The 24,314-nt window shown below is 36.8% G+C and carries 26 protein-coding genes; 4 read left to right on the top strand and 22 right to left on the bottom strand.

Going from position 1 to position 24,314, the window contains the following annotated elements; all coding sequences use genetic code 11:
- Positions 1-78 precede the first annotated feature (78 nt).
- From ACTND6_RS00860 to ACTND6_RS00850, 3 genes are read left to right on the top strand one after another with little or no spacing between them, the layout of a single operon-like run.
- Positions 79-348 (top strand): hypothetical protein, encoded by a 270-nt coding sequence (locus ACTND6_RS00860; RefSeq protein ID WP_441021053.1) that lies wholly within the window; start codon positions 79-81, stop codon positions 346-348.
- Positions 341-658, top strand: a complete 318-nt coding sequence (locus tag ACTND6_RS00855; RefSeq protein WP_441021055.1) for a NisI/SpaI family lantibiotic immunity lipoprotein — start codon at positions 341-343, stop codon at positions 656-658. Before ACTND6_RS00860 ends, ACTND6_RS00855 begins: the two co-directional genes overlap by 8 nt.
- Positions 630-1,151 carry a NisI/SpaI family lantibiotic immunity lipoprotein gene (locus tag ACTND6_RS00850; protein WP_441021057.1) on the top strand — a complete coding sequence of 174 codons (522 nt, stop codon included), beginning with the start codon at positions 630-632 and terminating at the stop codon, positions 1,149-1,151. Before ACTND6_RS00855 ends, ACTND6_RS00850 begins: the two co-directional genes overlap by 29 nt.
- Before the next feature lie 256 nt (positions 1,152-1,407).
- Here ACTND6_RS00850 and ACTND6_RS00845 read toward each other — a convergent pair whose 3' ends face one another.
- The 11 genes from ACTND6_RS00845 to ptb all read right to left on the bottom strand — a co-directional run bounded on the left by ACTND6_RS00845 (position 1,408) and on the right by ptb (position 11,413).
- Entirely contained in the window at positions 1,408-1,743 is a 336-nt protein-coding gene (locus tag ACTND6_RS00845; protein WP_441021059.1) for a DUF6054 family protein, read from the bottom strand.
- A gap of 18 nt (positions 1,744-1,761) precedes the next feature.
- Positions 1,762-2,370 (bottom strand): AAA family ATPase, encoded by a 609-nt coding sequence (locus ACTND6_RS00840; RefSeq protein WP_441021061.1) that lies wholly within the window; start codon positions 2,368-2,370, stop codon positions 1,762-1,764.
- Between the two features lie 27 nt (positions 2,371-2,397).
- On the bottom strand, positions 2,398-3,267 hold the full coding sequence (locus ACTND6_RS00835) for an alpha/beta hydrolase (RefSeq protein WP_441021063.1): 870 nt from the start codon (positions 3,265-3,267) through the stop codon (positions 2,398-2,400).
- An 85-nt stretch (positions 3,268-3,352) separates the two neighbouring features.
- Positions 3,353-4,414, bottom strand: a complete 1,062-nt coding sequence (locus tag ACTND6_RS00830; RefSeq protein ID WP_441021065.1) for an electron transfer flavoprotein subunit alpha/FixB family protein — start codon at positions 4,412-4,414, stop codon at positions 3,353-3,355.
- A gap of 20 nt (positions 4,415-4,434) precedes the next feature.
- A complete protein-coding gene (locus ACTND6_RS00825; RefSeq protein WP_178176053.1) occupies positions 4,435-5,241 on the bottom strand; it encodes an electron transfer flavoprotein subunit beta/FixA family protein in 807 nt (268 codons plus the stop codon).
- Between the two features lie 18 nt (positions 5,242-5,259).
- On the bottom strand, positions 5,260-6,417 hold the full coding sequence (locus ACTND6_RS00820; RefSeq protein ID WP_441021067.1) for an acyl-CoA dehydrogenase: 1,158 nt from the start codon (positions 6,415-6,417) through the stop codon (positions 5,260-5,262).
- A gap of 69 nt (positions 6,418-6,486) precedes the next feature.
- Positions 6,487-7,365, bottom strand: coding sequence for a 3-hydroxyacyl-CoA dehydrogenase NAD-binding domain-containing protein (locus tag ACTND6_RS00815; protein WP_178176049.1), 879 nt, complete (start codon positions 7,363-7,365; stop codon positions 6,487-6,489).
- Between the two features lie 13 nt (positions 7,366-7,378).
- Positions 7,379-8,173 (bottom strand): enoyl-CoA hydratase-related protein, encoded by a 795-nt coding sequence (locus tag ACTND6_RS00810; RefSeq protein ID WP_441021070.1) that lies wholly within the window; start codon positions 8,171-8,173, stop codon positions 7,379-7,381.
- A 4-nt stretch (positions 8,174-8,177) separates the two neighbouring features.
- Positions 8,178-9,377, bottom strand: a complete 1,200-nt coding sequence (locus ACTND6_RS00805) for an acetyl-CoA C-acyltransferase (RefSeq protein WP_178176044.1) — start codon at positions 9,375-9,377, stop codon at positions 8,178-8,180.
- Between the two features lie 26 nt (positions 9,378-9,403).
- A complete protein-coding gene (gene buk / locus ACTND6_RS00800) occupies positions 9,404-10,483 on the bottom strand; it encodes a butyrate kinase (RefSeq protein WP_441021072.1) in 1,080 nt (359 codons plus the stop codon).
- Between the two features lie 3 nt (positions 10,484-10,486).
- Positions 10,487-11,413 (bottom strand): phosphate butyryltransferase, encoded by a 927-nt coding sequence (gene ptb, locus ACTND6_RS00795; RefSeq protein ID WP_441021074.1) that lies wholly within the window; start codon positions 11,411-11,413, stop codon positions 10,487-10,489.
- A gap of 198 nt (positions 11,414-11,611) precedes the next feature.
- Here ptb and coaD point away from each other — a divergent pair, with 198 nt between their 5' ends.
- Positions 11,612-12,109: a pantetheine-phosphate adenylyltransferase gene (gene coaD / locus ACTND6_RS00790; protein ID WP_178176038.1), complete on the top strand. Its 498-nt coding sequence runs from the start codon at positions 11,612-11,614 to the stop codon at positions 12,107-12,109.
- Positions 12,110-12,181: 72 nt separating this feature from the next.
- Here coaD and ACTND6_RS00785 read toward each other — a convergent pair whose 3' ends face one another.
- The 11 genes from ACTND6_RS00785 to holA all read right to left on the bottom strand — a co-directional run bounded on the left by ACTND6_RS00785 (position 12,182) and on the right by holA (position 24,309).
- The gene (locus ACTND6_RS00785) at positions 12,182-12,463 is read right to left on the bottom strand and encodes an HU family DNA-binding protein (RefSeq protein ID WP_178176036.1); all 282 of its coding nucleotides are present in this window, start codon (positions 12,461-12,463) and stop codon (positions 12,182-12,184) included.
- 74 nt (positions 12,464-12,537) lie between these two features.
- Complete coding sequence (locus tag ACTND6_RS00780; protein ID WP_441021077.1) at positions 12,538-13,479, bottom strand: DHH family phosphoesterase; 942 nt, start codon at positions 13,477-13,479, stop codon at positions 12,538-12,540.
- A gap of 1 nt (position 13,480) precedes the next feature.
- Positions 13,481-14,677: an acetate kinase gene (locus ACTND6_RS00775; RefSeq protein ID WP_441021079.1), complete on the bottom strand. Its 1,197-nt coding sequence runs from the start codon at positions 14,675-14,677 to the stop codon at positions 13,481-13,483.
- On the bottom strand, positions 14,670-14,999 hold the full coding sequence (gene ylxM, locus ACTND6_RS00770; protein WP_441021081.1) for a YlxM family DNA-binding protein: 330 nt from the start codon (positions 14,997-14,999) through the stop codon (positions 14,670-14,672). The genes ACTND6_RS00775 and ylxM overlap by 8 nt, the downstream gene beginning before the upstream one ends.
- The gene (gene ftsY, locus ACTND6_RS00765; RefSeq protein ID WP_178176028.1) at positions 14,992-15,963 is read right to left on the bottom strand and encodes a signal recognition particle-docking protein FtsY; all 972 of its coding nucleotides are present in this window, start codon (positions 15,961-15,963) and stop codon (positions 14,992-14,994) included. The genes ylxM and ftsY overlap by 8 nt, the downstream gene beginning before the upstream one ends.
- A complete protein-coding gene (locus ACTND6_RS00760) occupies positions 15,960-18,899 on the bottom strand; it encodes a chromosome segregation protein SMC (RefSeq protein ID WP_441021083.1) in 2,940 nt (979 codons plus the stop codon). The genes ftsY and ACTND6_RS00760 overlap by 4 nt, the downstream gene beginning before the upstream one ends.
- A gap of 193 nt (positions 18,900-19,092) precedes the next feature.
- A complete protein-coding gene (gene mscL / locus ACTND6_RS00755; protein WP_441021085.1) occupies positions 19,093-19,488 on the bottom strand; it encodes a large conductance mechanosensitive channel protein MscL in 396 nt (131 codons plus the stop codon).
- Positions 19,463-21,610: a peptidase U32 family protein gene (locus ACTND6_RS00750; protein ID WP_441021087.1), complete on the bottom strand. Its 2,148-nt coding sequence runs from the start codon at positions 21,608-21,610 to the stop codon at positions 19,463-19,465. Before ACTND6_RS00750 ends, mscL begins: the two co-directional genes overlap by 26 nt.
- The gene (locus tag ACTND6_RS00745; protein WP_441021088.1) at positions 21,607-22,086 is read right to left on the bottom strand and encodes a DNA-deoxyinosine glycosylase; all 480 of its coding nucleotides are present in this window, start codon (positions 22,084-22,086) and stop codon (positions 21,607-21,609) included. The genes ACTND6_RS00750 and ACTND6_RS00745 overlap by 4 nt, the downstream gene beginning before the upstream one ends.
- Positions 22,074-23,270, bottom strand: a complete 1,197-nt coding sequence (locus ACTND6_RS00740; RefSeq protein WP_441021090.1) for an L-serine ammonia-lyase, iron-sulfur-dependent, subunit alpha — start codon at positions 23,268-23,270, stop codon at positions 22,074-22,076. The genes ACTND6_RS00745 and ACTND6_RS00740 overlap by 13 nt, the downstream gene beginning before the upstream one ends.
- On the bottom strand, positions 23,245-24,309 hold the full coding sequence (gene holA / locus ACTND6_RS00735) for a DNA polymerase III subunit delta (protein WP_441021092.1): 1,065 nt from the start codon (positions 24,307-24,309) through the stop codon (positions 23,245-23,247). Before holA ends, ACTND6_RS00740 begins: the two co-directional genes overlap by 26 nt.
- Positions 24,310-24,314: the final 5 nt, after the last annotated feature.

Genomic DNA, 24,314 nt, shown 5'->3' with positions numbered 1-24,314 from the left:
TAAAATATAATATTTTGAAATCTTCATAAAATCTTTAATTTTGCTTTTTATACTTTAACTAAAAAATAAGGAAAGGGTATGAACAATTATGTAGGTATTGTAGGAAGTTTATTATCTGCATTGCTAGTTACAAAACTTGGAGATTTTATCTGGAAATTCCTGCCGTGGGGCTGGGGTGTACGATTTATGGATTATTGTGTTTTAAGATATGTTAATGAGGGGCAGTTTCATTCTAACTTACCAGAATTTCAACTAGGTTTTATACTCATGCTGGTTTTTACAGTAGTGCTGTTTATCATAAGCTTAGTGTGGTTTCAGAGATGGGAAGGAGTAAAAGAAAATGAGTAAAAAAATGATGATATTGCTGTTTGCTGTTATTATATGTTTATCTCTTGCAGTCTGTTCTTTACAGGACAAAATTGGGGACTATTCCAGAGAGCAATGCTATCTGAATAAGGAAAATGTGACGCAATTTTCCTATAAGGGAAATGACTACACGATTTTAGCGGATACTGTCTCTAATAGTGGACTCGGGGAATGGATTGGGTATATCCGACAACTTGCGGCTGTAGACGAATCAGGAAAAATATTAACTTCAAGAAAATCTCAAAACTGCTACCTTTCAGACGTTGGCAGATTCAGCAGATTTAGTGGATAAAGCCCCTAATGATGCCTATATTATTCCATTCTTAAATGTGTATGCAGCTTCTAACGCTGACGACTATCTGATTGTAGATATAAATGGAGAGTATCACAAAGCTGTTATAGATGAAAATATCAAAGGCACAGATACAATTTTTGACTTTAAGGATATAGAGCAATCTATGAGTGGAAAGTTTGAAATCAATCCTCAAAATGCAACGCAGCTTCTTTGTGATGGGACGGTTTATCAAGTAACTTCTGATACTGTATCAAATAATGAATTGGGAAGTTACATTGGTATTCTTGCGGAAAATGTCATATTTAATGCAAAAACAAAAATTCCTTTGTCAAAGGATGAACTAAGAAAAATTGACTGGTCTGGGAAAAACGCCGAACAACATCGGGAACAATGGATTTACAAAGATATTTATGAAATTCATGGTACAGAAAAGACCGAAGCCGTTGCAGTACAGATAAATGACCGCTACTATATTGCAAAGCGTCAATGACCGATTTTTGTTTTTCTGCCTTTATGGATTATGATATAAAAGTGTTTATTTACCTTCTAAGTTGTCATGATTTTTAAAAAGTTGAAAAAAAAGACAGAATTTTTCTGAATTCTGTTTACCTTCTAAGTTGTCAACGGACAATTAACAGTTAACTATATTAACTACACTATTTACCTTAATATAAGTACTAATTTCTTCATGCAGACTATATATCATCAGTATTGTACAGATGATAATCAAAAATCAGAAGTAAAAACTACTTCTGATTTAATACACTGATGAGACAATCTAGAAACGCATCTTCTCCTAATGTATTGATTTTAAAGAATACAGCCTGGCTTCCACCGGATGTAATTGCTGAAAGCTGAATTGGATTGTTGTCTGATTGAAACAACGTAACATTTAAACTTACACGATTATTTCCAAATGCACTGTATCTTTCAAATACGCGAACGCTACATCTTCCATTTTCTTGACTAAAGTCACTGCTATCTTCTAACGTAGCAGATAGACTTCCATTTAAAATACCATTTTCAATATGCTGAAGCAGTTCATCAAAGTTACAATTCAATTCTTTCTCTATTTTAGACATAGTTTACCTGTTTATTGATTAATCAAAATATTTCTGATCTACAAGTTGATGTACAAGTGTTTCAAGAATTGTAGCACATTGTTCAAATCCAATAGATGTATTTAAGCAGATATCATAATTATGTTTATCTGTGAATTCTTTTCCAGTATATTGTTTATAGAAATTTGCTCTTTTTTTATCTTTTAGAAGCACGTATTTTTCAACATCCATTGTGCCATATTCTTTTAATTCTTTGGCATGCTGAATTTTTCTCTTCATATCACTATATAAGAATATATCAATGGATGGTAGACCAGCTTCTTTTAAGATTGCTTCTGCAGCACGACCAATAATAATGCAAGGTTTATGTGCAAGATCAATGATGACTTCTCTTTGTGCATAGAAGACTTTATCATGCATGCTGCCGCCACCAATGAGCGTATCAATAAATTTTTCTCGATCCCCTATTTCTTCAGAGTCTTTTGAAATCTGTTCAATTGATAATCCAGAATTCTCTGCAGTTGTAATGATAAAATCCTTATCATACCAGGGAACATTTAATTTTCCAGCTAATAAAGAAGCAACACTTCTTCCGCCAGCTCCATATTCTCTAGCAATTGTAATGACTGGAAATTTCATCTGATTCATAATAAATAAATTCTCTCTTTTTCTATTTTAAAATTCTTTGAAGAAATTGCATTCTTCATCATTGCAAATTTTTGCTTCAGGCAAGTTAATATTGCAGTGAAATACATGTGTCAATGGATTGGATTGATTACCAAATACACGATACATGAATGGAACACTATTCTTCTTTAAAACAGGTATTAAAACATCTGGTGCATCTTTCAAGAAGTCTCCAGGACAGGTCATGATATAGCTTGGTGGGAAAGCAGGTGTAATAAAGTTTACACTGCTGATATTAAAATATTCATTTTCTGTTCCATGTTCAGGAAGATAATCGTACATTAGCTTTTCTGTATCTCCAAGCGTTTCTTTCTTCATTTCATAGACACCACAGTTTAATGCAATTGCCTTGAAAGAAAACCCTTCTGGCAATGTATAAGGCACATGAAAATCAGGATTTGTTAATGCACATGCAAATAAAGAAAGCATATGTCCACCTGCACTGTCTCCAACACCATAGATATAATCTGTATCAAATCCATATTCATCACAATGATCAATAATCCATTGTGCTACAGTAGATGTATCTTCAAAAGATGCAGGATATTGGTATTCTGGAGCTAAGCGATAAGAATAGTTGACTACCGCAAATCCACGCTGTGCTAGATTCATGCAGTACCATTGATATACATCTTTATCACCATATACCCATCCGCCACCATGAACACTCATAATGACAGGAAGTTTTCCTTTAATATTCTTTGGACGATACACATCTAAAAGATTCCATTTTTCATCATGATTTGCATATCTTATATCTGTATACCGAACGACATCTTCTGGAATTTGGTTATTCTTATCTCTTTCCATATCTCCCATTGAAAAGGTTTTTCTAATAATTTCTGCATATTCACTCATAATTTATTCCTCTTTTTACACTTCTATTATTACATAAAAAATAAAAAAAGCTATCTCATATGGAGACAGCTTTACGTAACAATAATTAAGCGTTTTTGCTTGCTAAAGCAGTTTTGATTTTATCTGTGAGTAATGGAACAATCTTGTTCAAATCACCAACGATACCATAGTCAGCTACATCAAAGATAGGAGCTGTTTCATCTTTGTTGATAGCGATGATAATGTCGGATTCTTCCATACCAGCTACATGCTGGATAGCACCAGAAATACCAATTGCGAAATATACATGTGGACGAACAGTCTTACCTGTCTGACCAACCTGTAATTCCTTTGGTTTCCATCCGTTATCTACAACAGCACGTGAGCATGATACTGTACCATGTAGTACTTCTGCTAGATCGTCTAATAGCTTGAAGTTTTCAGCAGAACCAACACCACGTCCACCAGATACAAGGATCTTAGCTTCAGCGATATCAGCTACATTAGATACTTCCTTAACTACTTTTTCGATTTCAACGTAGCAGTTGTTCTTTTCTAATGTTGGCTTCCAGTTAATAACTTCAGCCTTTGCATCAGCAATAGGAGCAATCTTCTGCATTACGCCTGGTCTAACTGTAGCCATCTGAGGACGGTGATCAGGACATGCAATAGTAGCGATTGTGTTTCCACCAAATGCAGGACGTGTCATTAATAACTGCTTATGCTTCTGTTCTGTACCAGGAGCAGCTACGAGTGGGAAATCACCAATTTCAAGTACTGTACAGTCAGCTGTTAAACCAGTTTCAACTCTAGCACTTGTTCTAGGACCAAGGTCACGACCAATAGCTGTAGCGCCAACAAGAACGATTTCAGGCTTAAATTCGTTAATATAGCCAGCTAATGCCTGTGTATATGGTTCTGTTCTATAGTCTTTTAATTCAGGATCATCGATAACAACAACACGATCAGCACCATACTTAGCGAGTTCATCAGTTAAACCACCAACGTTTTCACCAATTAATACAGCTGTAACTGTCTTGTCATCTAAATCATTTGCAAGCTCTCTTGCCTTACCAAGAAGTTCTAAGGCAATGTTAGAAAGCTTTCCGTCTACCTGCTGAGCATAAATTGCAATGCCCTTGTATTCTTCAAGATTCTTTTCAATCATTGTTTTATCCTCTCTTCTTCTTAGATAACGTGCTTATCTGTAAGTACATTCAAAATGTAATCAGCAGCATCTGCTGGGCTTTCAGGAGTAACTGTTGTTCCCTTGCCCTTAGCAACCTTATCACTTGCCTTAGCAATCTTTGTAGGAGAACCCTTCAAACCAATGTTAGAATCATCAACATCAAGATTTGCTCTGCCCCAAACAGTGATTAGTTCATCTTTATGATCTAAAGCATAGAAGATTCTACCAGGTGTCATATATCTTGGTTCATTCAATTCAGCTAAGCATGTAACTAAAGCTGGCAACTGAGCTTTAACCATCATATATCCATCATCGAAGAGTCTCTTAACTTCAACTGTCTTGTTTTCTGTATCACAATTGATTTCCTTAGCATAAGAAATTGTTGGAATAGCTAAGTGTTCAGCAATCTGTGGTCCAACCTGAGCAGTATCACCATCGATAGCCTGACGACCTGTAATAATGAGGTCATATTCCATATTCTTTAATGCACCAGCAATTGTAGAAGATGTTGCCCAAGTATCAGCACCACCAAGTACACGATCAGTAACAAGTAATGCATCATCTGCACCCATTGCGATACCTTCGATCAATACATCTTCAGCCTTTGGCAGACCCATTGTTAATAGTGTAACCTTAACATTTTCTGGATCCTTTTCCTTGATACGAAGAGCTGCTTCTAGACCAGCCTTGTCATCAGGGTTCATGATAGCGAGCATTGCACCTCTATCCAGTGTTCCATCAGCCTTGAACTTAACTCCACCAGCTGTATCAGGAACCTGTTTTACACAAACTACGATTTTAAACATGTTTGATATCCCTTTCTATTACTTGAGAAGATCTCCAGAGATAACCATTCTCTGAACTTCAGAAGTACCTTCATAGATTTCAGTGATCTTAGCATCTCTCATCATTCTTTCAACTTCATATTCTCTGATGTAACCATAACCACCAAGTAACTGTACGCACTTTGTTGTTACGTCCATAGCTGTTTCAGCAGCAAATAGCTTAGCCTGTGCAGCTTCTACAGAGAAACGATCCTTAGTTCTCTTTGCTTCAGCAGCTCTATAAACGAGTAGCTTAGCAGCTTCAACTTCAGTAGCAAGGTTAGCTAACTGGAACTGTGTGTTCTGGAAAGCTGAAATGGAACGACCGAACTGTTTTCTTTCCTTAACGTAAGCAATAGTTCTATCTAATGCACCTTCAGCAAGACCTAATGCCTGTGCTGCGATACCAATACGTCCACCATCAAGTGTACCCATAGCAATAGGGAAACCCTTGCCACGAGGACCTAACTGGTTTTCAGCTGGGATATGGCAGTCCTGGAAAATAAGTTCATAAGTAGCAGAACCTCTGATACCCATCTTATGTTCCTTTGTACCAAATGTGAAACCTTCAGTACCCTTTTCAACGATGAAAGCTGTGAATTTCTTCTGCTTTCCTCTCTTTGTTTCTACAACGTCTGTATAAGCAATGATGATATAAACATCAGCTTCTTTACCGTTAGTGATAAAGCACTTAGAACCATTTAAGATCCATTCTTTTCCATCTTCATTTAATACAGCCTTTGTTTGAACACCCTGAGCATCTGTACCAGCACCTGGTTCTGTTAAACCAAATGCACCAAGTTTTTCACCCTTAGCTAATGGAACAAGATACTTCTGTTTCTGTTCTTCTGTACCAAAATGTAAGATAGGATCACAACATAGAGAACTATGTGCGGAAACGATAACTGATGTTGTACCACAAACCTTAGCGAGTTCTTCAACACACATAACGTATGTTAATGGGTCACAACCCTGGCCTCCATACTGTTCAGGAATAGCAATTCCAAGGAAACCATTCTTTGCCATCTTGTCTACTGTAACACGTGGGAATTCTTCTGTTTCATCTGTGTCAATTGCAAGAGGCTTTACTTCTTTTTCGGCAAAATCCTTAAATAAGGATTGCGCCATAGTATGCTTCTTATCAAGCTGGAAATCCATTATTTTATCCTCCAAATTTCCTTATATTGAAACTAGCTATGGCCTAGCCATAGCTAGTAACAAACAATCTTATTTCTTATCAATTGGTGTCTTTGTACGATCAGCGTTATAGATGTAGAAACCTCTACCTGTCTTGCATCCTAAGTGACCAGCACGAACCATCTTTCTAAGAGTTGTGCAAGCTCTGTACTTAGGATCCTTTGTTTCGTTATAGATTACATCCATAATAGCAAGAACGATATCTAGACCAACATAGTCACCTAATTCTAGAGGTCCCATTGGGTGGTTAGCACCAAGCTTCATAGCTGTATCGATGCCTTCGATATCGGAAATACCTTCCTGATATACGAAGATACCTTCATTGATTAATGGAATTAAGATTCTGTTAACAACAAATCCAGGAGCTTCGTTAACTTCGACTGGAGTCTTACCAAGCTTAACAGCGATATCCTTAACTGCAGCTACATCTTCATCAGGAGTATTTGCACCCTTGATAACTTCAATCAGCTTCATAACTGGAGCTGGGTTGAAGAAATGCATACCAATTACAGGTTTCTTAAGACCAGCACCAATTTCTGTTACAGAAAGAGATGAAGTGTTTGTTGCATAAATGCAGTTTTCATTCTTAACGATGTTTTCCTGAAGATCTTTGAATGTTGCCTTCTTGATGTCCATTACTTCAAGAGCAGCTTCAACAACAAGATCTGGATCAACAGCCTGAGAATTTAGACCTGTAACGATCTTGTCAAGCAATGCATCTTCAGCAGCCTGATCCATTTTTCCTTTAGCAACTCTTTTATCAAGAGCCTTCTTGATGTTAGCTTTACCACCATCAGCAAATTCCTGCTTGATGTCACAGAGGTAAACCTTTTCAACATCTGCACATTGTGCAAATGTCTGAGCGATACCGCGGCCCATTGTGCCTGCGCCAATAATTGCTACTTTCATTTTAAAATCTCCTTTATTTATTCTGAAAAGCAACGTGCTTTACTTTAGCTGGATCATCCTTCTTACGTAAGAAGTTAGCCATACCTTCTTTTTGATCGTAAGATTCAAAGCAATCACCGAATAGTTTTTCTTCAACAACGATTGCTTCATCCATATTTACCTGTAAGCCATCGTTAACAGCCTTCTTGCAGTTTCTAACTGCAATTGGTGCATTGCCAGCAATGACATTAGCAAGTTTCAAACATGTAGGAAGTAACTCTTCCTGTGTTGTAACCTGATTTACAAGTCCAATACGGAATGCTTCATCAGCCTTGATATTTCTAGCTGTGTAGATCAGCTGCTTTGCATATCCAGGGGAAACAAGACGAGCAAGTCTTTGTGTTCCACCAAAACCAGGAGTAATACCTAAACCAGTTTCTGGCTGTCCAAATACTGCATTGTCACTGCAGATTCTGAAATCACAACTCATTGCAATTTCATTTCCTCCACCAAGAGCAAATCCATTGACTGCAGCGATAACTGGTAATGGGAATGTTTCGATCTTTCTGAAAAGATCATTACCCTTCTTGCCAAATGCTTCTCCTTCTTCCTTTGTAAGTGTGCTCATTTCACCGATATCAGCACCAGCAACAAAGCTCTTGTCGCCAGCACCAGTTAATACTAAGCAACGTACTTCATTCTGATCAACGTCATCAAATACAGCGTTTAAATCATCTAAAACTTCACTATTCAAAGCATTTAATGCTTTTGGTCGATTGATTGTAATGACACCAACCTGACCGTTTACTTCATAATCAACGAATCCCATTCAATTAGTCTCTTTCTACAACAGTAGCACATCCCATGCCACCGCCGATACATAGTGTAGCTAAGCCTCTCTTAGCATCTCTTTGCTGCATAGCATATAGTAATGTAACAAGGATTCTTGCACCTGAAGCGCCAACTGGGTGACCTAATGCAATTGCACCACCGTTAACATTTAATTTAGAAAGATCAAAATGCAGATCCTTACCAACAGCTACAGACTGAGCAGCGAAAGCTTCGTTAGCTTCATAGAGGTCGAAATCTTCAATCTTGAGACCTGTCTTAGCCATAACCTTATTTGTAGCAGCTACAGGACCAACACCCATGATAGATGGATCAACACCGCCTAATGCACCAGCTACCCATGTAGCTAATGGCTTAACACCTAATTCCTTAGCCTTTTCTTCGCTCATGATAACAAGAGCAGCAGCACCATCATTGATACCAGAAGCATTACCAGCAGTAACAACACCACCTTCAACACCAGAGCAGCATCTTAGCTTAGCTAATACTTCAGGAGTCTGTCCTTCACGTGGACCTTCATCAGTATCAACAACAACGATACCCTTCTTCTTGCCCATGTTTACTTCTACAGGAACGATTTCATCCTTGAAACGTCCGTTGTCTCTAGCATCACAAGCCTTGTTCTGAGAGTTAGCTGCGAATTCATCCAATTCTTCTCTTGTTAAATTCCACTGTTTAGCTACGTTTTCTGCTGTAACCATCATGTGGTAGTCGTTGAATGCATCCCAAAGAGCATCATGTACCATTGCATCTACAAGACCATCCTTAGGTGTATTCATTCTGTAACCAAATCTAGCATGTGGTAATACATATGGTGCTAATGACATATTTTCCATACCACCGGCAACAACGATATCTGCATCACCAGCAATGATCATGTCAGCAGCCATGTTTACGCAGTTCAAACCAGAACCACATACAACGTTAACGCTGACAGCAGGTGTAGTAACAGGTAAACCTGCCTTTAAAGAAGCCTGTCTAGCTGGGTTCTGTCCAAGACCAGCCTGAATAACATTACCCATGTAAACATGATCAACATCTTCTGGTTTTAAACCAGCTCTTTTTACAGCTTCCTTAATAACAGTTGCACCAAGATCAACTGCAGGAACTGTACTTAGCACACCGCCCATCTTACCGATAGCTGTTCTGCATGCACTAGCAATTACTACTTTTTTATTAGCCATTTTCTTTATCCTCCTTAAATGGTTATTTACCAAGCTTCGTATTCTTTGGCTTCTTCTTCGCCATTCAATACTCTTAATGCTCCTTGTGCAAGAGCAATCATTTCTCTTTCACCAGGAATAACTACAACAGGAGCAATCCATTCTGTATAGGATGCAATTGCATCTGTAATATCTTTACCGTAAGCAATGCCGCCTGTTAATAAGATTGCATCAACTTTACCTTTCATAACAACAGATAAGGAACCAATATCCTTTGCATGCTGATAAATAAATGCTTCTTTAACAAGCTTTGCATTTTCATCACCATTTTCAATCATCTTGTTAACTTCACGCATATCAGCAGTTCCAAGGTATGCTGCAATACCAGCATCACCAACAGCACGCTTCATCATGTCATCAACTGTTGCATATTTTCCTGAATAGCATAATCTGATCAGATCACCAACAGGAACTGCACCAGAACGTGTTGGTGCAAAAGCACCATCACCATCAAGACCGTTGAACATGTCAATCATTTTTCCATGTGACAATGCACCAGTTGTACATCCACCACCCATGTGAGCAACAACAAGGTTAAGATCTTCCATCTTCTTGCCAATGCTCTTAGCATATTCACGAGCAACTGCTCTCATATTCAAAGCATGAATCTTAGATACACGCTTGATTTCGGGCATGCCAGATAAACGAGCTACATCCTGTAATTCATCGACGGCTGTTGGGTCAACGATATAGCTTGGACATCCAACCTGTTCACCAATCTTGCGAGCAAGTAAACCACCAAGGTTTGCAGCATGGTCACCATTCAATGCAATTTCCAAGTCATGCTTGATTGCATCATTGACTGTATATGTACCCGCTGTAATTGGATGGAGATAACCACCTCTACCTACACATGCATCTAATGAATTGATATCAAAGTTGATGGATTTTAAATAGTCCATAATAACTTCATATCTGAAATCCAGCTGAGAGAATGTTGTAGGAAACTTGTTCATTTCAGATACTGGATGATTTAAACCAGTTTCGTTAACCAAAGTTTCATCGTCAAAGATGGCAATCTTTGTTGAAGTAGAACCTGGATTGATTGCTAGAATTTTTTTACCCATAGATTAACCATTCACTTTCTTCATATGATCACTTAATACTGCAGCAAGTGCAATAGAATTGATCTTAACCTGTTTTGTATCACTTCTAGATGTCAAGATAACTGGAGCAGTTGTACCTGTTAAGATACATCCAATCTGAACACCTGGAACTAAATGGTCGATAGCCTTATATGTAATATTACCTGCATGAATATCAGGGAATAATAAGATATCAGCACGCCCAGCACATGGTCTATTTTCAGCACCTTTTTCCTTTGCTGCTTCAATATCAATTGCAATATCGAATGATAATGGACCATCAACGATACAGTTCTTGATTTCACCAGCTTCGTTGAGCTTGCGAAGTTCATCTGCATCGACTGTGTTCTGCATCTTAGGATTGACAACTTCTACTGCAGCAAGTGGAGCAACCTTTGGTGTTTCTACACCACAAGCTCTGGCAACGTCTACTGTATAGTTAATGATCTGCTTCTTAGCTTCTACATCAGGATAAGGCAAGAAAGCAACGTCTGTTAAAAATAATAAACGATCAATTGTAGGGACCTTGAATACAGCTACATGAGACAATGTCTTGCCAGTTCTTAAACCAACTTCCTTATTGAGAACGCTCTTTAAGAATGTAGCCGTTGGTACAATTCCTTTCATGTACATATCTGCTTCACCATCGTGTACATATTTGACAGCGACAAGTGTAGCCTCCGTAACATCAGGAACGTTGACGATTTTGTATTCATCGAGATTCATTCCAATTTCACTTGCAATTTCTTTGATCTTAGCTTCATCTCCGACCAGAATTGCATCTACGATACCATCTTTGTGTGCTTCATCCACAGCTTCGAGTACCGCATGATCTTGCGCATTTGCTACTGATAAAATTTTCTTTTCACCAGATTTAGCTTTAGCAATTAAATCACTGAAATCTTTACTCATAGTTTTTGTAAAATCTCCTTTTATCTCTACCATGTTAAACTATTCACAATTGAAATTCAATAAGATTTCTGAGTAATTTGTGAAAGTTTTAACACTTTGTGAAAGCCTTTTACAAAGTACACAACTCTAAGCGCTTACATTCAAAAATTCTTTACAAAATAGTTTTCTAACTTTACAGTAGACATGCGAGGTGAAATTATGAAAGCAGTTTATCCTGGAACATTTGATCCATTAACAAATGGACATTTAGATATTATTGAACGAGCAGCAAATATCTTTGATGAAGTTGTCGTATTAATTAATCAGAATCCAAGAAAACAAAACCTTTTTACAGTTGAAGAAAGAGTCGAAATGATTCAAAAGAGCATAAATACACTAAAAAATGCATCTAAGATCTCTGTCATGAGTGGAAAAGGATTAACGGTCAATATTGCTGAAGGCATTGGTGCAAAAACGATGATCCGTGGTATTCGAGCAGTTTCTGACTATGAATATGAATTGGCTACTGCAACCGCAAATATGAAGATCAACCCTTCTATCGAAACATTCTTCTTGATTGCTCGACCAGAATACACATTCCTTTCTTCTTCTACTGTGAAGGAGATTGCAATGAACGATGGTGATATTCGTGACTTCGTTCCTTCTCCAATTCTGGAAGATGTATTAAAACGATTAAAACAGAATCAGTCTATGTAAAAGCTCATTCATATGAAATGAGCTTTTTTCATGCATAAAAAAAGAAGAGGTTTCCCTCTTCTGATATGTTTATTAACGAACGATATCTTTTAAAGATTTACTAGCTTTGAAACCAGGAACGTTTGTAGCAGCAATCTGGATCTGTTCTTTTGTCTGAGGATTGATTCCAGTTCTTGCAGCTCTCTGCTTAACTTCAAACTTTCCAAATCCTGTGATATCTACTTTCTTGCCATCCTTTAATGCTTCAGTCATTGTAGCAAATAATGTATCGATTACTTCAGAAGCAAGCTTCTTAGTGATTCCATTTTCTTCTGCGACTTTGTCAGCGAGTACTTTCTTGTTAACAACTTCCATAATATATCCTCCTTTATGACTAAACTATTCTATCATGCTATTGAGTTTATACAATACTTGACAAATAAACTTTTTTAAATTCTTTTTCTTAATAAATTCAGTATATTTGTCATGTTTTCCTGTGTCAGATTTTTCACGCCAGCAGCGCAGGCATGTCCTCCTCCACCAAACTTTTCAGCAATGTCATTAATTCTATTCTTTTTAGATCTGAGTGATCCATCATATAATGTTTTGCCAGATGCATCTTTTTTTGTTGTAAATACAGCATAGACAGAAAAGTCTCTGACATTTGATAATTTACCAACAAAACTACGAGCATCAGAAGCATTTAGACCATATGACGTATATGTTTCTTCATCAATAATGACATAGGCAAATGCATTATCGAGTACTTCTGTATGAGAAATAATATATCCTGTAAACTTGAATCCACGAATACTGTTATCAAATACATCATGAGAAATCTTTGATAAATCTAAGCCCGTAGAAGCAAGAATTCCTCCTGCTTTTAATGTTTCCTGTGTTGTATTGTTTGTCGTGTAATTCAAAGAATCTGTTAATAATCCGCGATATAAATATTCTGCTGTCTTTTGAGAAAAAACATATTCTTTATATGTATCAAAGAAAAATGTAAGTATTTCACATGTTGCGGCTGCTGAATCATTGATGAGACAAATATCACCAAATGGTTCACGATCAGGATGATGATCCACTTTAATTACTTTTAAAGCTTGAGCGAAACGTTCATCATCTACGCGTTGTTTATTTGCGGTATCGAGTACGATAGCAATGGAAGAAGCAATAATATCATCGTTGACTTCATCATTGTCAGGCCATTCTGCCTGATGTGTAACTTCTTTTCCGCAGGCATACACATGTTTTCCTTCAAAATTATCTTCAATCCAGTTTTTCAATGCAAATTGTGAGCCAACCGCATCACAATCTGGCGATACGTGACGAAAAATTGTAATCGTATCTGCCTGTTTAATTTCTTCTAATAATACAGAGAAGTCCATATTAAAGGCCTAAAATACGAACTGTATCTCTTGCGATAACAAGTTCTTCATTTGTTGGACATACAACAACGTCAACTTTAGAATCTTTCTTGGAAATCACAAGCTCTTCTCCATGACAATTTTTGTTAGCTTCATAGTCAACAGAAAGTCCCATACATTCTTCAAGACCCTGACATACCTTTTCACGAACTAAAGAGTCATTTTCACCAATACCAGCTGTGAATGCAATTGCATCAACATGACCTAACTGTGCAAAGTAGCCACCAACAACATTGACAATACGGTTGATGTAAAGATTCATTGTACGAATTGCTCTTTCATCCCCCTTGTTATATGCAGCTTCAATATCTCTGCAGTCACTGGAAATTCCAGATACACCTAGCATACCAGACTTCTTATTGAGGTAGTTATCCATGTCTTCTGGAGTAGCATGTAATTTTTCTTCCATGTAGAAAACAACTGTTGGATCGATATCGCCACAACGTGTACCCATCATGATTCCTCCAAGTGGAGTTAGACCCATAGATGTATTGATGACTTTACCGTTACGGATTGCTGTAATAGAAGCACCGTTTCCTAAATGACATGTAATCATATTCATTTCTTCAACGTTCTTGTTTAAGATTTCAGCGGTTCTACGGTTAACATACCAGTGAGATGTACCATGTGCACCATAGCTTCTTACTTTATAATTTTCATACCATTCATATGGTACTGGGAATAAGTAGGATTCTTCTGTCATTGTCTGATGGAAAGCTGTATCAAATACAAATACATGTTTGATATTTGGCAATGCCTTGCATAAAGCTCTATAGCATACTAAGTGTGCTGGATTGTGTAATGGAGCAAGATCACTTAATTCTTCAACCTTATTGACAACATCTTCATTTACTTCAACGCTGCCAGAGAAATAAGAACCACCCTGAACGATTCTATGTCCAGCACCCTTGATTTCATCTAAAGAAGCAACAATATTGTTTTCAACCAATTCCTTTAACATTAAATCAACAGCTACCTGATGATCTGCAATTGGTAATTCCTGTGTTTTCTTTTCTCCATTTACTTTAATTGTAAATGCACCCATTTCCTGGCCAATTCTTTCTGCCTGACCACTTGTTAATACAGTTTCACTAGGCATATCAAATACCTGAAACTTTAAAGAAGAAGAACCAGAATTCACTGCGATAACTTTACTCATAATACCCTCCATTTTCATTACTTTCTAATTCCTTGATATAAGAAAGTACATTTTCGTCTGTTGTACTTTCTTCGATTTTTTTATAAATACTGCATCTGTTTTTATACGCTTTGCTGCAGCCAAGAATGGACTCATAATTTTCCAGTTCTTGTTTTACACGTTTGATCGTATCATAGACTGCTGTTCTAGAAATATTCATATTTTCAGCAATTTCCTGATACGAATAATCTTCTCTGAAATAATCATTTGAAATCTTCTGCTGGTTTTCTGTTAATAAGCCACCATAGAAATCTAATAATTCATTCATCTCGAACTTATCCATTATGGTTCAGTCCTTCAGAGATACTGTATAGATATGAATCTAAATCAAATGGTCTGAGATCATCTGGATGTTCACCAAGGCCTAGATACAATACAGGTACATGTAATTTATGTTTGATTGCAAGGACAATTCCACCCTTTGCAGTACCATCCATCTTTGTCAGAATGATGCCTGTCAGCTTAGTACTTTGTGCAAATACTTCAGCCTGGGATAAACCATTCTGTCCAGTTGTAGCATCTAATACAAGCCATGTATTATGCGGTGCACCTTCAATTTCACGCGCACTGACACGATTCATTTTTTCAAGTTCTTTCATGAGATTGACTTTGTTCTGCAATCTGCCTGCAGTATCACAAATCAATATATCTGCACCCTTTTCTTTCGCGAAACGACATCCATCTACGATTGCTGCAGAAGGGTCACCATTTTCTCTGCCTTTGATGACTGGACAGTTGAGTCTTTCCCCCCACTCAGCAAGCTGATCAATTGCACCAGCTCTAAATGTATCTGCCGCAACAAACGCAACTTTTTTGCCTTGATTCACCCACATATACGCAAGCTTTGCAGCAGTTGTCGTTTTGCCAGAACCATTAACACCTTCCAGAAAGAATACTGTTGTTCCATTTTCATTCCACTGTACAGGAACATCTTCATATTCATCATAGATTTCCTTCATGATTTCCATTAAGAAGTTCATTGTCCAATGGAATGTAAGTGATGGGAAGTCTTTGCATTTTTCTTTGAGTTTGTCACAGATCAAATCTGCAGTTTCAATACCAACATCACTTTCCAGTAAAATAATTGTTAACTGTTCCAGAAAATCATCATCACATCCATGGAATTCATATTCCATCTTGCTTAAAGCATCACCGAATGTTTCGTTTGTTTTCTGAAATCCAGCTAAATATTGTGCTTTATCTTCTTTTTTAGAAAAAGCTTCTTTTAGTTTGCTTAAAAAACTCATGCACTTTCTCCTGTATCTGCGAGATTCACAGCTTCCTTTAATTCAACTTTGAGCATTTGAGAGACACCTTGTTTCTGCATTGTTACACCATACAGAACATCTGCTTTTTCCATTGTACCAACACGGTGCGTTACAACTAAGAATTGTGTACGATCTGTGTAGTTATGCAGGAAAGAAGCAAAACGTTCTACGTTGCCTGGATCTAAGGCAGCTTCAACTTCATCTAGAATAACAAGTGGTACAGGTTTAACCTTTAATATTGCAAATAATACACACAAGGCTATTAAACTCTTTTCACCACCTGAGAATAACATGTTATTCTGTACTGCTTTTCCTGGAGGCTGTGCATCAATGTCAATGCCTGTATTTAAGATATCAGACGGATCCAGCAAAAATAATTTTGCCTTTCCCCCACCATATAAGCTTCTGAAGATATCATCAAATGCACTGTTGATTGCATCAAATGTTTCTTTGAATTGCTTCTTCATGATCGTATCCATTTCATCAATTGCGGATAAGATCTTATCTCTGCTCATTGTAAGTTCTTCGATATTCTTCTTTAACGTTTCGTATCTTTCATTCACTTCAGAATATTCTTCTGGAGCATTCATATTGATGTTGCCAAGATGTTCAATTTCACTTCTCAATTTTGCAACTTCTTCTTTTGCATTTTCAATGATTTCGCCATCTACTTTTGTTTTTGCAAATTCAAATGTCAGCTGATATTCACTCGCAAGACGCTGTAAATTTGCTTCCATTCGGGACTCAAATCTAGAACGGTCTATTTTGATATTGGCAATCGAATCTTCTGCATTTTTCAAATCTTTACGCATTTGAGAAAGCTGTGCTTCTTTACGCTCAATATCAGTATTCAGTGAGATTCTTCTTTCACGTTTCACTTTGATTTCATTTGTGATTGCATCTCTTCTTGAATATGCTTCATTCAATCTAACAACCAGATCATCAGCATGTGCCTGTGTAGCATCACTATCATCTACCTGATTAGGAGATAGTAAAGAGAAATCATTGCTTAGCTTTTCATATTTTGCCTGCTTAGCATCAACAACAGGTTCCAAAGCAGCTGCAGAATATCTTTTTTCTTGAAGATATCTTGCGGCTTCTTCACGTTCACGATTCGCCTGATCATATTCTTTTCTAGCAAGCGTTACACGTGCTCTTTCAGCATCAAGCTTTTCAGCAATCTCATCACTTTCTTTTTTCATTGTGACAAGATTTGTGTTGTGCTTTGTCTTGCCACCCGTCATAGAACCACCACGATGGATAACATCTCCATCCAGCGTAACGATTTTGTATAAACGATTCGTTAAAGCTGACAGGCGGTTACCATGTTCCATGGAATCTACGATCAGAACGTTGCTTAAAAGATTTTCTACAACAGGATTGAATTTAGGATCATTTTCAACAAAGGAAGAAGCTGTTCCTAAATACCCTTCTGTATTTTCACAGACAATCAGATCTTCTTTACGCACATAGCGAGGCTTGCAGACATTTAATGGTAAGAACGTAGCTCTACCACTCATATTTCTTGTCAAGAAACGGATGGCGTCTCTTGCAGATTGTTCATCCTGCGTCACAATGTTATTCATTGCACCGCCAAGAGATGTAGAAATTGCTTCTTCATAGCCATCTTTCACATTCAATACCTGACCAATGACACCTAAGATACCATGCAATGCATTTGCATGATCCATAATGGATTTGATACCCTGCTGGTTATTGAATGGATTACGTAACAATGAATCCAGAACATTCTTTCTGTTTTCTAAAGATCTCAAACGATTGGATGCCTGATCATAATTGCTGGATTTATCAACAATATTTGTAGCAGCCTGATTCAGTTTTTCTGAATACAGACGAATTTCAGTATTTAAAGCATCCAGTCTAGATTTTCGATCTTCAAATTCAATTTTTGCTGCATCGACTAACTCTTTTAATTCTTTTGCTTTTTGTTCATTACTTCCAGTTTCGACGATGTATTTTCTTTTTTCATCAAGTTCTGTCTTACGAGACTCTAATGCAGATACATCATTGAAGTTCTGCATTAATTCATCCTGTAATGTTTGTACTTCTTTATCTAATGCAGAAATCTGTTTTCTTGCATCTTGTAATTTTGTTTCTGATATTTGAATATCTGTAGAAAACATTGTTGCCTTTGTTTCTACATCAAATAAAGCTTTTTCTAAAGCTTCAATTTCTTTATTTGCATCATCAATTTCATTTACCAATACAGATATTTCAATTTCTTCTAAACGTGCCTTCTTTTCACGATACAACTCAGCTTTACGCGCTTGACGCTTCAGAGGAGAAACCTGCTTTTCAAGCTCATTTAAAATATCCGCTGATCTTTCAAGATTTTCTTTTGTGCGTTCCAGTTTCGATAAACTTTCCAGTTTTCTCTTTTTGTACTTTGCTACACCAGCTGCTTCTTCAAAGATGCCTCTACGATCTTGTGGTTTTGCATCCGCAAAGGAAACAACTGTACCCTGAGAAATAATGGACAAGGAATCTTTTCCAAGTCCAGTATCCAAAAATAAATCAACGATATCCTTGAGACGTACGTGATTACGATCAATCAGATATTCAGCATCTCCTGAATCTCTGAACAATCTTCTTGTCACTTCTATTTCTTCTTTTTCACTATTTAAAATATGATTGCTGTTATCAAAAACAAGTGTAACTTCTGCCATGTTGAGTTTTCTGCGATCTGCACTTCCGGCAAAGATCACATCATTCATTTTCTCACCACGCATACTTTTTGCACTTTGTTCACCCAGGACCCAACGAACTGCATCAGTGATGTTTGATTTACCGCAGCCATTTGGTCCAACAACACCTGTAATTGGATTATCAAATGAGATGATTGTCTTATCCGCAAAGCTTTTAAAACCCTGCATTTCAATTCTTTTTAAAAACATTGATAACTCCTTTTTAGACCACAGACGATTATACCAAAAAAGGTGCATAAAATAAATGGAAAACGAACATTTCCACTTCTTTTTACGAACGTTTGATTTGTTAAAAAATACACAAGATTCCATTGCATTTTCAGATATATTTTTCAAATAAAAAACTGTTTGATTCAAGAAGTATTTCCTAAACAAAACAGTTTCATTTTTTATTTTTTTCTTCCAGCAAGGAAACGATTTTTTCTAAAGCAATCAGTTCATCACTCTTTTTCTTTTCATTTTCTTCTACTTTTTCTTCATGGAGCATTGAAGATATTTTATTGATTGTTTTCACAATCATGAATAGTACAAATGCCATGATGAGAAAGTTGATCACTGCGGTAATAAACTTTCCATATGCTAATGTAGCACCATTGATTGATACAAATAAGGTATCAAAATTCATTCCCGCAAATGATCCAAGCAATGGTGAGATGATGTCTGAAACAAGTGAAGAAACAATTGCCTGAAATGCAGCTCCAATAATGACACCAACAGCCATGCCCATTACATTGCCTTTTAAAGCAAACGTTTTAAATTCTTCTAGAAATTTCTTCATAGCTTTCCTCAAGGATATCCATACTCTTCTTTCCTTCAATTATCAAGTAAGATCCATAACAATATGGATTTTTGGAAACGTAGAGTGCTGGTTCATGGATCGTAGTGATTTTATTTTCTTTTTTAACTTCATATACAAGATCATTCAAATCTCTAATTGCATTTATATCTTCGTTAACAAAACGGTCTTTGATATACATGACAGTACGCTTGCCATATACAAGACGATATGTTTTTGGTACAAAGCCATAACGATCTGCAAATGCATCAAGAGCCTGTTTGATTTGTTCATTGTCCATTTCACTAGAGAATATAACGCCACTTGCACCTTGCGATAATACATATGCTAAAGCATATGAGTTGGCAAGATTCATTGTTGGTGAAGCAATACAATGATCTAATGTATTATTCAAATCACATACACTGCTGATCAGTACATCACTGTATGTATTTTTCTCTTTGTTATCTTCATCAATGACATCTAAATGATGCATGTGATGGATATCGCTATTATTGAAATCAACTGAAGAAGATTCATAGATGATTCTAGACAATACATCCGTGTTTTCACATAATTCTAGATGATATGGCTGTTTGCCAGCATTGATGCGATAGGTACTTCTTGCTTCATCAAGCAGCTGCAACGCACGTCTTCTTGTTTCATTCATGATAGAAACAGGCAAGAAAATATCTTCTGCCTCGCCATGAATATCTACAATTTCGTATGGATATTCTCCTGTTTTAGATAGAGAACGCACGATTTTGTCTTGTGTAACAGCAGCATTCTTTGCTTTTTCAATGATGGAATCACTTTGTGCCTTTGCTACATGTCCATTTTCATCTTCTACAATGACTTCAAAAGGCTGACCGGTCAATGCGCGATATTTCATACGCAATGGAATCAAACGAGGATGTTCTTCCATCTGTGCATGGATCCAGTCTAGCAGGTGTGTATCTGTTGTTTTACGTAGAATTTGTCCTTTTTTTGGTGCAGGATCACTTGGACATGTAATCCATACGATATCATTTGCTTTTGCATGATTGACAAGCAAGTCATTCTTATAGATCTTGATTGCAGATAAGCCTGTATCATGTGGTTCATTGATAATTCGTAAACCATCATTCTGATATAGATCATCACTTAATTTTACCTGTACTCGACCATTGCGATATGCTAATACTTTACCAATAGCAATACCTTGATGGTTTGGACGATACTGACTCATTCGATGCGTAACATCATCATGGAATAAATGACCATTAGAAAATCCACGATAGAACATTTCTTCCAGCTGCTTCAAGCGTTCGCTGGATACATGATATGTTTTGTTTGCATAGTATGCATCAATTGCTTCTCTAAATGTTTTAATCACAAGATAGACATATTCACTTCTCTTCATTCTGCCTTCAATTTTCAATGAAGATACACCAGCATCAAGGAGTGAAGGAAGCTGATCAATGACATTCAGATCTTTTGGAGAAAGAATATAATCTCCTTCTTTGAAGTGAGAGCCATCAACACGCGTATATTTCAGTCTGCAGCATTGTGCACACATCCCTCGATTTGCACTTCTGTTTTTCACACTGGCACTCATCATACATTGACCACTGTAAGAAATACAGATTGCACCATACGTAAATACTTCAATTTCAACACCCATTTGACATGCCTGCTGAATGATCTCGAGTGGTGTTTCTCTAGCAAGAACAACTCTTTCAACACCTTGATTTTTCATGAATTCAACGCCTTTGAGATTATGAATGTGCATCTGTGTAGAACAATGAACAGGCATATCTGGATAACATGTTCTAACATAATGGAACAGTCCAAGATCCTGAATTAAAATTGCATCACAGTCATTTTCATAAAGAAAGTCAACTTCTTTTTTGGCATTTTCTATTTCCGTTTCATAAAGCATTGTATTGATCGTACAATAGATTTTTACATTTCTTGTATGACAATAATGAATGGCTTCTATAAATTCTTCATGAGAAAAGTTTCCCGCAAACGCTCTTGCAGAAAAAGATTTCAATCCGAGATATACTGCATCACACCCTGCATTGACTGCTGCTTTTAAAGCTTCCATATTTCCTGCAGGTGCTAATAGTTCAACTTTCTTCATAACTTCTCCAAAATAATTTTGTATGATTCTACAAGCTGATCTAAATGCATTTTTGCATTTGCACTGCTTGTAGATGGTAAGTAAATATGTTCTACGTCTAAATCAATATATTTCTCATATAGCTGAAATGCTTTCTTGCCTGTTAAAAATATTGCTTGAATATTTGAATTTTGACATAGCAGTGGAATGTCATTGACCTGTACATTCTGAATGGAAGAATCTGAGCTTCCTTTGATCGTACAAGAATAAATAACATCCCATAATGCTATATGATGATCAAGACAGAATTGCTTTTTATCACGTATTTCTTCTTGAAATAAAGCTTCCATGACTTTCCAGAAACGATTGTTTGCATTCATGTAATAGAAGTTTTTTTCTCTAGAAACAACAGATGGAAAAGAACCAAGAATCAATACTTTACTAGAAGCATCGTAAACTGGTTCAAATGGATGAATAATATGTTTTATTTCTCCCACTCTTTTGCTAATCCTCCTTCTGCGGTTTCGCGTAAGGAACGAGGCAGCTGAGAGCCTGTATCTTTCATTGTTTCTACGACCATATCAAAAGATACAAGATGACTTCTGACTCTAGATAAATACTTTGCAAGATTTGCAGAATCGACTGCTCTTCTAACACCAACGGCATTTCTTTCAATACACGGAATCATGACATATCCAAGAACTGGATCACAAGTCAAGCCAAGATTGTGTTCCATACCAATTTCTGCAGCATATTCAATCTGGGAAGGCTGCAGGCCTTCTAAATATGCACAGGCAGCAGCAGTCATAGATACGGCAGTACCAACTTCTGCCTGGCATCCGCCAACAGCACCGGAAATCGTAGCATTTGTTTTTACAACATTTCCAAAAATACCAGCAATGATCAAAGCATCAATACATTTTTCTCTTGTAATTTCACAATCGTTATATGCGTAATACATAAATGCAGCAAGTACCCCACATGCACCTAGCGTTGGTGCAGTAACACATGTATGGCCTGCAGCATTTTCTTCACTTGCTGCATATGCATATGACATCAGACGAATATCTCTTTGATCAGACATATTTGCATGCAATCCTTGTAAATATAAATCATGCGCAGAACGACGCATCTGTAATTCACCAGGAAGCATGCCTTCTTCACTTAATCCACGTTTCACACAAGCACACATTGCATCTAGAATATCAGAAAGATATGTACGAATATCACTTTCATGTCTTTGCGCATACTCCATTAAAGTTTCATGATTCTTTTCACAAACCTGATAGATTTTTTCTAAAGAAGTTTCAAAATACACTTCATCATTGTAATTGACAGGATGTTCCTTGATTTGGATGCTTCCTCCACCAATCGAGAAGACGGTCCATTTCACCTGCTTGTTTCCATCTGCATCTAATCCATATATATAGAATCCATTTGGAAAGCTTTCATCCCAGTCAAGATTAAAGACAACTTTACAATTGCCACCTAACGTTTCTTCAATGATCTTATCTGTGTGGTGCCCTTTTCCTGTTAAAGATAATGATCCATAAAGTTCTACGAGATATCCTGGATATGTTCCATTGACCTCTAGAAATAACTTGCACGCTCTTTCTGGCGCAAGTGTATGTGAAGATGATGGTCCTCTTCCAATTTTAAAAAGTTCTTTGATACCCTGCATGTTTCCTCTTTCCGTTTCTGATTAAAAAATTTTCAAAACTGTTTTTTGGATCTAATGTGCCTTGCTTGATTCCTTGATCCATACCTGCCAGTTCGTTTAAATAAGATAATATTTGCTTTGATGAAAAATGAGAAGCATCTTTTAATGCATAATATACAAACCCGCTTTTCACATGCATCCTTGCTGCAACTTCATCATTGGAATATCCAGTTTCATGCAGCAACATCATATTATACATCGTACGTAATCTTTTGGATAACATACTGATCATGACTGTATAGTTGTAATTGGCAAGAAGCATATCATCTACAGCTTCCATACAGCCCTTCAAATCTCCTTGTGTAAACGCAGTTGTCAATTGAAAAATATTCACATCTGAATTTAAAGATACAAGATGCTTGATATCATTCAGATTGAGATTTTTTTCTCCGTAAAGATCTAATTTTTCAATTGCAGAATGGAGCAGCATTGTATCTCCGCCAAGGCGTAAAAGAAGTTCAGCTTTTGCTTCTGCAGTTAATGAAATTCCTTTTTGCTTGAGATTCTGATCAACATATTTCTGAAATTCCATTTCATCCATTTTTTTGAAGGATACAATCTGTGCATTGTACTTTTCTAAAAGCTTAAAATCTTTTTTTCTGGAGTCGGCTTGATATCCATGGCATTCAAAAACAAGAATTGTATTTGGATTTTCATTCAACAAATACTTTTCCATCAAAGCTAATCTTTTCTCACGTCTACCTGCTTCATTTTCTTTTCTTTTTTTGACTGCAGGTGTATCTGTTTTTGCTGGCTTTTCAGCTTCCTTGGAACTTGATGAAAGAAAGAAAGGGTTTTTCACAATAATGGCTTTACATTCATCATCAAACAAGGAAAAAGAATCGCATTCAACAAGTACACTTTCAATCGTAAAAGAACGCTTGTCTGATGCATCAATTGTAACTGTATGATCTGCATCAATATGCCTTTTGTTCAAAAGCAGTTTCAAGCCTTCTTCAATACGATAGATATCTTCACCACAATAAATATAAACTGACATGCATC

Origin of the sequence: Bulleidia sp. HCP3S3_C9, assembly GCF_052064035.1 — a bacterium.
GTDB lineage: Bacteria > Bacillota_I > Bacilli_A > Erysipelotrichales > Erysipelotrichaceae > Bulleidia.
Note: the sequence above shows the minus strand (reverse complement) of the source record. Positions and strands in the feature narration are given on the sequence as shown.

Excerpts from the sequence above, each read along its gene's own strand:
- ACTND6_RS00810 (WP_441021070.1), bottom strand. The coding sequence starts at position 8,173 with ATGGGATTCGTTGATTATGAAGTAAACGGTCAGGTTGGTGTCATTACA.
- ftsY (WP_178176028.1), bottom strand. The coding sequence starts at position 15,963 with ATGAGTTTTTTAAGCAAACTAAAAGAAGCTTTTTCTAAAAAAGAAGAT.
- ACTND6_RS00815 (WP_178176049.1), bottom strand. The coding sequence starts at position 7,365 with ATGAAAGTAGCAATTATTGGCGCAGGCACAATGGGCCGCGGTATCGCT.
- buk (WP_441021072.1), bottom strand. The coding sequence starts at position 10,483 with ATGGGTAAAAAAATTCTAGCAATCAATCCAGGTTCTACTTCAACAAAG.
- ACTND6_RS00785 (WP_178176036.1), bottom strand. The coding sequence starts at position 12,463 with ATGGAAGTTGTTAACAAGAAAGTACTCGCTGACAAAGTCGCAGAAGAA.
- ACTND6_RS00835 (WP_441021063.1), bottom strand. The coding sequence starts at position 3,267 with ATGAGTGAATATGCAGAAATTATTAGAAAAACCTTTTCAATGGGAGAT.
- ACTND6_RS00840 (WP_441021061.1), bottom strand. The coding sequence starts at position 2,370 with ATGAATCAGATGAAATTTCCAGTCATTACAATTGCTAGAGAATATGGA.
- ACTND6_RS00805 (WP_178176044.1), bottom strand. The coding sequence starts at position 9,377 with ATGGCTAATAAAAAAGTAGTAATTGCTAGTGCATGCAGAACAGCTATC.
- coaD (WP_178176038.1), top strand. The coding sequence starts at position 11,612 with ATGAAAGCAGTTTATCCTGGAACATTTGATCCATTAACAAATGGACAT.
- ACTND6_RS00860 (WP_441021053.1), top strand. The coding sequence starts at position 79 with ATGAACAATTATGTAGGTATTGTAGGAAGTTTATTATCTGCATTGCTA.
- ACTND6_RS00845 (WP_441021059.1), bottom strand. The coding sequence starts at position 1,743 with ATGTCTAAAATAGAGAAAGAATTGAATTGTAACTTTGATGAACTGCTT.
- ylxM (WP_441021081.1), bottom strand. The coding sequence starts at position 14,999 with ATGGATAAGTTCGAGATGAATGAATTATTAGATTTCTATGGTGGCTTA.
- holA (WP_441021092.1), bottom strand. The coding sequence starts at position 24,309 with ATGTCAGTTTATATTTATTGTGGTGAAGATATCTATCGTATTGAAGAA.
- ACTND6_RS00825 (WP_178176053.1), bottom strand. The coding sequence starts at position 5,241 with ATGTTTAAAATCGTAGTTTGTGTAAAACAGGTTCCTGATACAGCTGGT.
- ACTND6_RS00750 (WP_441021087.1), bottom strand. The coding sequence starts at position 21,610 with ATGAAGAAAGTTGAACTATTAGCACCTGCAGGAAATATGGAAGCTTTA.
- ACTND6_RS00830 (WP_441021065.1), bottom strand. The coding sequence starts at position 4,414 with ATGATTGAAAAGAATCTTGAAGAATACAAGGGCATTGCAATTTATGCT.
- ACTND6_RS00775 (WP_441021079.1), bottom strand. The coding sequence starts at position 14,677 with ATGAGTAAAGTTATCGCAGTGAATTCTGGTTCTTCTTCTTTAAAGTTT.
- ACTND6_RS00820 (WP_441021067.1), bottom strand. The coding sequence starts at position 6,417 with ATGGATTTCCAGCTTGATAAGAAGCATACTATGGCGCAATCCTTATTT.
- ACTND6_RS00760 (WP_441021083.1), bottom strand. The coding sequence starts at position 18,899 with ATGTTTTTAAAAAGAATTGAAATGCAGGGTTTTAAAAGCTTTGCGGAT.
- ACTND6_RS00740 (WP_441021090.1), bottom strand. The coding sequence starts at position 23,270 with ATGCAGGGTATCAAAGAACTTTTTAAAATTGGAAGAGGACCATCATCT.
- ptb (WP_441021074.1), bottom strand. The coding sequence starts at position 11,413 with ATGAGTAAAGATTTCAGTGATTTAATTGCTAAAGCTAAATCTGGTGAA.
- mscL (WP_441021085.1), bottom strand. The coding sequence starts at position 19,488 with ATGAAGAAATTTCTAGAAGAATTTAAAACGTTTGCTTTAAAAGGCAAT.
- ACTND6_RS00780 (WP_441021077.1), bottom strand. The coding sequence starts at position 13,479 with ATGGACTTCTCTGTATTATTAGAAGAAATTAAACAGGCAGATACGATT.
- ACTND6_RS00855 (WP_441021055.1), top strand. The coding sequence starts at position 341 with ATGAGTAAAAAAATGATGATATTGCTGTTTGCTGTTATTATATGTTTA.